Annotated in this window: 2 protein-coding genes and 1 pseudogene; 1 reads left to right on the top strand and 2 read right to left on the bottom strand. The window is 70.1% G+C overall.

The genetic code is table 11. From position 1 onward, the window contains the following. Positions 1-139: 139 nt before the first annotated feature. Entirely contained in the window at positions 140-1300 is a 1161-nt protein-coding gene (locus V7067_RS13710; protein ID WP_334176467.1) for an acyl-CoA dehydrogenase family protein, read from the bottom strand. A 198-nt stretch (positions 1301-1498) separates the two neighbouring features. On the opposite strand from V7067_RS13710, the gene V7067_RS13715 reads away from it, so the two are divergent. Then, positions 1499-3046 carry a CoA-transferase gene (locus V7067_RS13715; RefSeq protein ID WP_334176468.1) on the top strand — a complete coding sequence of 516 codons (1548 nt, stop codon included), beginning with the start codon at positions 1499-1501 and terminating at the stop codon, positions 3044-3046. Between the two features lie 33 nt (positions 3047-3079). Here V7067_RS13715 and V7067_RS13720 read toward each other — a convergent pair. Then, positions 3080-3394, bottom strand: a pseudogene (locus V7067_RS13720) (TetR/AcrR family transcriptional regulator); the annotation flags it as partial.

The raw sequence follows: 3394 nt of genomic DNA on the forward strand, positions 1-3394 counted from the left end.
TCACCGTGACCATCACTGTGACCGTCACCGCCGAGGTCGTTGAGGGCCACCGCCCAGCCGGCGCCGGCCAGCGCCACCGCCACCGCCCGCCCGATGCCGCCGCCGGCACCGGTGACGAGAGCCGCTTTTTCCGGGGCGCTCATGCCGCGACCCCGTTCTTCAGCAGGTCGCGGGCGATGATGGTGCGCTGGATCTGGTTGGTTCCCTCGTAGATCTGGGTGATTTTGGCATCGCGATAGAGCCGCTCCACCTCCACGCCGCGGATGTAGCCGGACCCGCCGAAGATCTGCACCGCATCGGCAGTGCGCTGCACGGCGGTGTCGCCGGCGAAGCACTTGGCCATGGAACAGAGCGCGCCGGCCGGCACGCCGTTGTCGAGGCTGACGGCGGCCTGATGCACGAGGGCGCGGGCTGCGGTGATGTCCTTCGCCATGTCGGCAAGCAGCCACTGGATGCCCTGATTCTCGGCGATGACGGTACCGAACTGCCGGCGCGTCCGCGCATAGTCGAGGGCCGCTTCCAGCCCGGCGCGGGCGATGCCCACCGCAAGGGCGGCGATGCCGACCCGGCCCTTTTCCAGCACGCTCATCATGATGTGGAAGCCCCGTCCGGCCTCGCCCAGCAATGCATCGGGGCCGAGGGCCACATCGTCGAAGGTGAGCCCGCCCACCTGCGAGGCGCGCTGGCCCATCTTGTGTTCCTTCGGCCCGCGCGTGACGCCGGGGGCGCTGAGGTCGACGATGAAGATCGACATGCCGCGGTGGCCGGCGGCCGGATCCGTGCGCGCCAGCACGAAGCCGACATCGGCGACGGGCGCGTTGTGGATCCAGAGCTTGGCGCCGGAAAGCCGCCAGCCGTCGCCATCCTTCACCGCCGTGGTGCGGATGCCGGAAACATCCGAGCCGGCCTCCGCCTCGGTGATGCAATAGGCGGCAAGGCGCTCGGCGCTGATGAGGGACGGCAGATGGCGGGCCTGCTGGCCGGCGGTGCCATAGCGGGTCAGCAGCGTGCCGGCGAGTTCCACAAGGCCGCACTGGTCGGCAACGGAGGCATAGCCGCGCGACAGTTCCTCCATGACGATGGCGTAGGCATAGGTATCGAGCCCGGCCCCGCCCAGCGCTTCCGGCACGGTGATGCCGAACAGGCCGAGCCCGCCCATGGTGCGGTAGAGCGCGGCGGGAAAGCGCTCCTCCCGGTCCAGCTCTTCGGCCAGCGGGCGCACCTCGGCCTCGGCGAAGCGGCGGGCGAGCGTGCGGATCTCCTCATAAGTCCCGGAATCGAGACGGGGAACGGGCAGCATCGGGCGTCTCCTGTCGGGCGGCTGCGCGGGGCCTTCTGCAGGGCCCTCGACAGCGCGCGATAAACTAACTATTTAGTTGGTAACGCCCCGGCGAACGGCGGTCAAGCGGGTGCAGCAAAACCGTTTTCACGCCCGAAGCCAGACCGGATGCGCACGGCGGCGCTGCAGAAAACGATAACGCCACGGAGGAAACGCCCGATGCACGCCCCCCTCATCGTCCCCGACGGCGCCGCCCTTGCGGCCCTGATCGCGGACGGCGCGACAATCGCGCTCGCCGGTTCCGGCGGCGGCCTGATCGAGCCTGACGCGGTTCTGGCCGCGCTGGAGCAGCGCTTTCTGGCAACCGGCCATCCGCGCGACCTGACGGTCATCCACGCCCTCGGCATCGGCGACGGGCGCGGCAGCGGCCTCGGCCGGCTGGCGCACGAGGGCATGGTGCGCCGGGTCATCGGCGGGCACTGGAGCTGGTCGCCGGCCATGCAGAAGCTCGCCCGCGAGGAGAAGATTGCCGCCTACAGCCTGCCGGCCGGCGTGATCTCCACGCTGCTGCGCGAGAGCGGCGCCGGGCGGCCGGGGCTGTTCACGCGCATCGGGCTCGGCACCTTCGTCGACCCGGCGCTCGATGGCGGCCGCGTCAACGCCTCCGCCCGCGAGGCACTGGTGGAACGGGCCGTCATCGATGGCCGGGACTACCTGCACTACAAACCGCTGAAGGTGGATGTCGCGATCATCCGCGGCTCGGCCGTCGACAGTCGCGGTTCGCTGACGCTGGCCGACGAGCCGGCCGATCTCGATGTCTATGCCGTGGCGCTGGCGGCGCGCGGCAACGGCGGCAAGGTCATCGCGCAGGTGCGCACGCGCCTCGCCGGCCGCATCACGCCGACGCGGCTGGCCCGCATTCCCGGGGTGATGGTGGATGCCGTCTTCCTCGTGCCCGGCCAGCAGCAGAGTGCGCTCGGCGCCTACGACGCCCGGCTGTGCGGCGCGGTCGCCCCGTTCCGCGAAACCGGCGAGGGGGCCCCGCCGCCGGCCGCGCCGGAGCCGGAGGGCCTGCGCCGCATCATTGCCGCCCGGGCGCTGCAGGAGATCGCCGGCGCCCGCTCGGTCAATTTCGGCTTTGGCATTCCCGGCGGCATTCCGGCACTTGCCCGCGGCCTCGGCGTGGAAATCGGCTGGTGCTCGGTGGAGCAGGGTACCCACAACGGCGCGCTGCTGGATGGTGCGCTGTTCGGCACGGCGCGGGATGCCGATGCGGTGGTGGCCTCGCCCGACCAGTTCGATTTCTACGGCGGCGGCGGCATCGACACGGCCGTTCTGGGCCTTGGCGAGATGGATGCGGACGGCAACGTCAACGTCTCCCGCCTCGGCGGCGACATCGTCGGGCCGGGCGGTTTCATCGATATCAGCCAGTCGGCCCGCAAGGTGGTGTTCTGCGGCGCCTTCGAGGCCCGCGGCCTTGAGGTGGCGGAGCGGGATGGCCGCATCGCCATCCTCAAGCCCGGCAGCCAGCCGAAGCTGGTGGAGCGGGTGCGCCATGTCACCTTCTCCGGCCCGCAGGCGCTGCGCAACGGGCAGGAGGTGGTCTACATCACCGAGCGCGCCGTCTTCCGTCTGACAGCGGCCGGCGTGGAACTGAGCGAGGTGGCGCCGGGCATCGATCCGGTCCGTGACGTGCTGGAGCGCATGGCCTTTGCGCCGGTTCCCGGCCCTTCGCTTTCCGCCCGGCTGCAGAGCCCGGCGGCGTGACAGGGTGCGGGCGGGGCCGGTCCCCGCCCGGCCTTACCGGCGCACGAGACGCAGGATCGTCTCGATATTGAAGGTCAGGCGTGCATCCAGCATCTCCGGGCTCATCAGGTTCTTCTCGAAGATGACCGAGCCGGTGAAGCGGTTGGTCAGGTAATAATAGCCGATGGCCGCAATGGTGATGTTGAGCTGGATCGCATCGATGCCGTCGCGGAACAGGCCCGCTGCCACGCCGCGATCGAGAATGCCCTGAACCATGCCGACGAGGGGACGATGAATCTCTCGGATGGTGGTGGAGGCCGAGATGTGCTTGCCCTTGTGCAGGTTCTCGCTGTTGACCAGCGTCAGGAA

It is taken from the genome of Pseudoxanthobacter sp., assembly GCF_036822375.1.
GTDB lineage: Bacteria > Pseudomonadota > Alphaproteobacteria > Rhizobiales > Segnochrobactraceae > Pseudoxanthobacter.

Bases quoted from the DNA above. Each gene is read 5' to 3' on its own strand.
- V7067_RS13710 (WP_334176467.1), bottom strand. From the start codon at position 1,300: ATGCTGCCCGTTCCCCGTCTCGATTCCGGGACTTATGAGGAGATCCGC.
- V7067_RS13715 (WP_334176468.1), top strand. From the start codon at position 1,499: ATGCACGCCCCCCTCATCGTCCCCGACGGCGCCGCCCTTGCGGCCCTG.